Origin of the sequence: Pseudomonas sp. 2VD, from assembly GCF_005503585.1 — a bacterium.
Taxonomy (GTDB): Bacteria; Pseudomonadota; Gammaproteobacteria; order Pseudomonadales; family Pseudomonadaceae; genus Pseudomonas; species Pseudomonas aeruginosa.
Genome location: NZ_SCND01000388.1, coordinates 1 through 5,491 on the forward strand (window position 1 = coordinate 1; position 5,491 = coordinate 5,491).

4 protein-coding genes are annotated in these 5,491 nt (G+C 69.4%); 2 read left to right on the top strand and 2 right to left on the bottom strand.

Going from position 1 to position 5,491, the window contains the following annotated elements; all coding sequences use genetic code 11:
- Together clsB and FFS27_RS27825 are read left to right on the top strand one after the other, a co-directional pair.
- Positions 1-749: cardiolipin synthase ClsB (clsB, locus tag FFS27_RS27820; protein ID WP_137952352.1), on the top strand; the 749-nt coding region annotated here is incomplete at its 5' end.
- Positions 746-1,741 (top strand): lysylphosphatidylglycerol synthase domain-containing protein, encoded by a 996-nt coding sequence (locus FFS27_RS27825; protein ID WP_023101285.1) that lies wholly within the window; start codon positions 746-748, stop codon positions 1,739-1,741. The genes clsB and FFS27_RS27825, both read left to right, overlap by 4 nt.
- 1 nt (position 1,742) lies before the next feature.
- On the opposite strand, the gene glgB is transcribed toward FFS27_RS27825, so the two are convergent.
- Both glgB and FFS27_RS27835 read right to left on the bottom strand, forming a co-directional pair.
- A complete protein-coding gene (gene glgB / locus FFS27_RS27830) occupies positions 1,743-3,941 on the bottom strand; it encodes a 1,4-alpha-glucan branching protein GlgB (RefSeq protein ID WP_003113646.1) in 2,199 nt (732 codons plus the stop codon).
- Positions 3,938-5,491: putative maltokinase (locus tag FFS27_RS27835; protein WP_171019245.1), on the bottom strand; the 1,554-nt coding region annotated here is incomplete at its 5' end. The genes FFS27_RS27835 and glgB, both read right to left, overlap by 4 nt.

Here is a 5,491-nt window from a genome sequence, read left to right on the forward strand (position 1 = left end):
GTCCGGTAGTACGCGATATCCGCCACGCCTACCTGGCGTTGCTCGAACCGGACGCCGACTACCCGCCGTTGCGGCCGTCGGGCGCCGGGCAGCCGGCGCGGGTGCGCCTGGTGATCCGCGACAACGACCAGTCCAGCGACGACATCGAGCGCGAGTACCTGCAGGCGATCCGCCAGGCGCGGCGGCGCCTGCTGATCGCCAACGCCTATTTCTTCCCCGGCTACCGCCTGCTTCGCGAGCTGCGCGATGCGGCGCGCCGGGGCGTGCGCGTCGACCTGGTACTACAGGGCATGCCGGACATGCCGCTGGTGCGCCTGTGCAGCCGGCTGCTCTACGACTACCTGCTGCGCGAGGGCGTGCGTATCCACGAATACTGCCAGCGTCCGCTGCACGGCAAGGTCGCGGTGATCGACGACGACTGGTCGACCATCGGTTCGAGCAATCTCGATCCCCTCAGCCTGTCGCTGAACCTGGAGGCCAACCTGGTGATCCACGACGTCGCCTTCAACGGCCAGCTCTACCAGCACCTGCGCGAACTGGCGCGCCGCCACTGCCGGCGCATCAGCCGCCGCCACGCCAGGCGCGGTTACTGGTGGCGGGCGCCGCTGATCTTCCTCGGCTTCCACTTTTCCCGGCATTTCCCGGCCATCGCCGGTTGGGTACCCGCCCATCTGCCGCGCCTGAAATCGCTGGAGCCGCGTCCGTCGCGGCGCTGGCAGGAACGCCAGGGCCAGCGGGGCAACCCATGAACGGCGGCGGTCACGCAACTGCCTCGGCGGCGCCACGCCGCGCTCACTGGCGCTGGCTGCGCAGGCTGCTGACCCTGGCGTTCTTCGTGCTGGTCCCGGTGCTGCTGTTCCTGCTGGTGAAGAATCTCGACTGGCAGGAAGTCCGCCACGCCCTCGGCGAGTATCGCCCCGCGACCCTGTTCCTCGGGCTGCTGCTGGCGGCCGCCGGCTATACGGTGTTCAGCAGCTTCGACCTGCTCAGCCGCTACTACATCGGCCACTCGCTGCCCAAGCGGCGGGTCTTCACCGTGGCGTTCGTGTGCAATGCGTTCAACCTCAACCTGAGTTCCTGGGTCGGCGCCGTGGCGCTGCGCTATCGCCTGTACAGTCGGCTCGGCCTGGACATCGCCGATATCACCCGGATCCTCACCTTCAGCCTGGTGACCAACTGGTTCGGCTACCTGCTGCTCGCCGGCATCCTGTTCAGCTGCGGCCTGCCGGCCTTGCCGCCGGGCTGGAAGCTCGGCAGCGACGGCCTGCGCCTGATCGGCGCCCTGCTCCTGGCGCTGGCCGCCGGCTACCTGCTGGCCTGCCGTTTCGCCCGACGCCGCGCCTGGGGCTGGCGCGAGCATCGGCTGACCCTGCCGTCCTGGCGGCTGGCGGCCCTGCAAGGCCTGCTCGGAGCGAGCAACTGGTCGCTGATGGCGCTCCTGCTGTACAGCCTGCTGCCGCACAGCGTGGATTACCCGAGCGTCCTGGCGATCCTCCTGATCAGCAGCATCGCCGGGGTCATCACCCATATCCCGGCCGGGCTCGGGGTGCTCGAAGCGGTGTTCATCGCCCTGCTCCAGGGGCGCCTGTCCCAGGGCGTGCTGCTGGCCGCGTTGATCGGCTACCGGGTGCTGTATTTCCTCCTACCCCTGGCGCTGGCCTGCGTGGTCTACCTGCTGTTGGAGCGCCGGGCGATCCGCCTGCGCCGCAAACAGCGCCGCCTGCGCCAGGGCCAGGCGTGAATCAGCCGGCCGGACGCAGCAGCAGCGTGCCCAGCGGCGGCAGGTCGAGCACCAGCGACTGCGCCTGGCCATGGGCGCCGCACGACTCGCTGGAGACGCGGCCCTGGCTGCCTGCGCCGGAACCGGCGAACGCCTGGGCGTCGCTATTGAGCAGCACGTCCCAGTCGCCGCCTTGCGGTACGCCGATCCGATAGCCCTGGCGCGGCACCGGGGTGAAATTGTGTACCGCCAGCAGCGATGGCTCGCCGGCCGCGTGGCGCAGCCAGGCGTAGACACTGTTCGCCTGGTCGTCGCCGATCAGCCATTCGAAGCCGAGCGCCTCGCCGTCGCGCGCATGCAGTGCGGGGAGTTCGCGGTACAGCCGGTTGAGGGCCGCCACCAGGTCCTGTACGCCCTGATGCTCCGGATAGCGCAGCAGGTACCAGTCCAGTTCGCCGTCGTGGTTCCACTCGCGCCACTGGCCGAACTCGCATCCCATGAACAGCAGCTTCTTGCCCGGGTGCGACCACATGAAGCTCAGGTACAGGCGCAGGTTGGCGAACTTCTGCCAGCGGTCGCCGGGCATCTTGTCCAGTAGCGAGTGCTTGCCATGTACCACCTCGTCGTGGGAGATCGGCAGGATGAAATGCTCGGAGAAGGCGTAGAGCAGGCCGAAGGTCAACTGGTGGTGGTGATAGCGCCGGTGCAGCGGGTCTTCGCCGATGTACGCCAGGCTGTCGTGCATCCAGCCCATGTTCCACTTATGGCTGAAGCCCAGGCCGCCCTCCGCCACCGGACGGCTGACGCCGGGCCAGGCGGTGGATTCCTCGGCGATCACCAGCGCGCCGGGGGTTTCGCTGGCGACCACCTGGTTGAGGTGATGGAGGAAGTCGATGGCCTCCAGGTTCTCCCGGCCGCCATGGCGGTTCGGCAGCCATTCGCCTTCCTTGCGCGAATAGTCGCGATAGAGCATCGAGGCCACCGCATCCACCCGCAGGCCGTCGACGTGGTAGGTGCGCAGCCAGTGCAGCGCCGAGGCCAGCATGAAGCCGTGCACCTCGCTGCGGCCAAGGTTGTAGATGTAGGTATCCCAGTCCTGGTGGAAGCCTTCGAAGGGATGTTCGTACTCGTACAGCGCCGTGCCGTCGAAACGGCCCAGGCCGTGGGCGTCGGTGGGAAAATGCGCCGGCACCCAGTCGAGGATCACGCCGATGCCGGCCTGGTGGCAGGCGTCGACGAACGCGGCGAAGTCCTCCGGCGTGCCGTAGCGCGCGGTGGGGGCGAACAACCCGAGCGGCTGGTAGCCCCAGGAGCCGCCGAAGGGATGTTCCATCACCGGCATCAGCTCGATATGGGTGAAGCCGAGCTGGCGCACGTAGGGAATCAGCTCCTCCGCCAGTTCCGACCAGTGCGGCGGCCGGCCGTCGCGGTGGCGCCAGGAGCCGGCGTGGACTTCGTAGATCGACAGCGGTGCCGCATAGCCCTGGCGCTCCGCGCGCCGGGCCAGCCAGTCCTGGTCGCGCCACTCGTGGCGCAACGCCGCGCAGGTCTTCGAAGCGGTTCCGGGCGGCGTCTCGCAGGCCAGCGCCAGGGGGTCGGCCTTCAGCGGCAGGAGGCCGTCGTGGCCCTGCAACTCGTACTTGTACAGTTCGCCCTCGCCGAGGCGCGGGACGAACAGTTCCCAGACGCCGGATGGATAGCGTCGTCGCATCGGGTGACGGCGCCCGTCCCAGCCGTTGAAATCGCCGACCACCGAGACGCGCACGGCGTTCGGCGCCCAGACTGCGAAGCGCACGCCCTCCACGCCTTCGTGACGGGTCAGTTGCGCGCCCAGGCAGGAGGCCAGTTGGCGGTGGTTGCCTTCGGCGAACAGGTAGAGGTCGAGTTCGCCGAGCAACGGCCCGAAGGCATAGGGGTCTTCGCTTTCCTGCACGCCGTCCGGCCAGTGCACGCGCAGGCGGTAGCGCGGTGGCAGGCGCTCCAGGTGGCGCTGGAACAAGCCGCTGCCGGGGTCGCTCTGCTCCAGTTCGGCGAGCGTCGCGCCGTCTTCGTCGAGCAGCTCGACGCGCTGCGCGCCGGGCAGGTAGGCGCGCAGCACGCCGCCTTCGCCGCCGGGGTCGCGCTGCGGGCCGAGGAAGGCGAATGGATCGCCCTGCAGGCCGCGCTGCAGCTTGTCCAGCTCCAGTTGCCAGCGTTCGCGTTCGGACATCGGTTCGCTCATCGGTTCTTGCCCTTCAGGAGGTGTTCGGTGAGTTCGGCCAGACCGGCGAGAGGCACTTCCAGCCAGTCGGGGCGGTAGTCGGCTTCGTAGAGCAGTTCGTAGGCGGCCTTTTCCAGGCAGGCCAGGGCCAGCGCCGCCCCTTCGCCTTCGCGACCGTGCCAGGCGTGCATGAGACCCGCCGCGGCGGCCCGATAGCCGGCCAGGAAGGCATCGCGGGCTTCGCTGCGATAGCGCATGGCGACCTTGCGCCGGGCGCTGTCGGCCTGTTCCGAGCTATCGGTGCTCTGCGCGTTGCGCAGGACCATCGCCGCCGCGTAGTCGAACGAGCGCAGCATGCCGCCGACGTCCTTCATCGGACTGTGACGCTGGCGGCGCTCTTCCAGGCTGCGCGCCGGCTCGCCCTCGAAGTCGATGAAGCGTGCGTCGCCCTGGACCATCAGCACCTGGCCCAGGTGCAGGTCGCCGTGAACCCTGATCAGCAGCCCGCCGGCTGCCTGCCGGGCCAGCAGCGGCAGGCGTTCGAGCAGCGCCGGCAGGCGTTCCAGCAGGCGCCGCGCCTGTTCCGCCGCCTCGCCCTGCAACGGCCGTGGCGGCTCGCTCAGGCGTTTGCCGGCTTCGCGCAACTGTTCGGCGATGCGCAGCGCCCAGGCCTGGACGCTGGCTTCGTCGCTCTCGCGGCTGCCGAAGGCCGGATCGTCCGACTCGCCGGCCAGTACGCTGTGCATCTCGCCGAGCCGGGCGCCGAGGTTGGCGGCGAAGCCGCGCAGTTCGGCGAGGCTGTCGTATTGCCCTTCGAGCGCCTCGCTGGCCGCGGATATCTCGTCGCGCACGGCTCGCTCCAGGTTGTCCAGGGTCCAGTTCCAGGCGTCGCCCTGGTTGTTCAGGTAGCCCTGCAGGATCATCAGCGTGTGCGGCTCGCCATCCGCGCCGACCCGCCGTACCTCGCCGAGCAACGGGGCGATGCCGGGGTAGCCGTGGCGGGTCAGGTAGCCGCCGACCTCGATTTCCGGGTGCAGCCCCGGAAGGATCTTGCGCAGCACCTTGAGGACCATGCGCTCGCCGAAGCGGATCGAGCTGTTGGACTGCTCCACCGAGAACGGCAGGACGTCTTCGTCGGCGATGTCGTCCATTTCCGCCAAGCCCGCCGCCGGGATGAACTGGATCTCGCCGTCGCCGTGGGCGATCACCGCCTCGGCGCGGAGTTGCGCGAGGACCTTGCGGGCGAACAGCGGCAGGCTGGCGGCGTCGGTCAGCAGGCCGACCTTGCGACCGCGCCGCAGGCGCGCCAGGGCCAGCAACTGAGGCAGGCTGTCGCCGCGCTGGTCGGCGTCGAGGAAGCCCAGCGGCAACTGGTAGCGCAGCCCGTCGATCTCCACTTCGCACAATGCACAGCGCGGCTCCGCCTCGTCCAGCGGAACGATGTAGCAGAGCCGTGGCTGGCCTTTCTCGCCGGCGAACCAGCGGCGCTTCGGCAGGTAGGCCGGCAGCGTCTCGCCTTCCAGGATGTTCCGCGATGCGCCCTGCAGCAGCTCGCCGAGGCGCTGCTTGAC

What these genes read in the sequence shown, in the direction of transcription:
- FFS27_RS27825 (WP_023101285.1), top strand. Translation starts at nt 746, where the DNA reads ATGAACGGCGGCGGTCACGCAACTGCCTCGGCGGCGCCACGCCGCGCT.
- glgB (WP_003113646.1), bottom strand. Translation starts at nt 3,941, where the DNA reads ATGAGCGAACCGATGTCCGAACGCGAACGCTGGCAACTGGAGCTGGAC.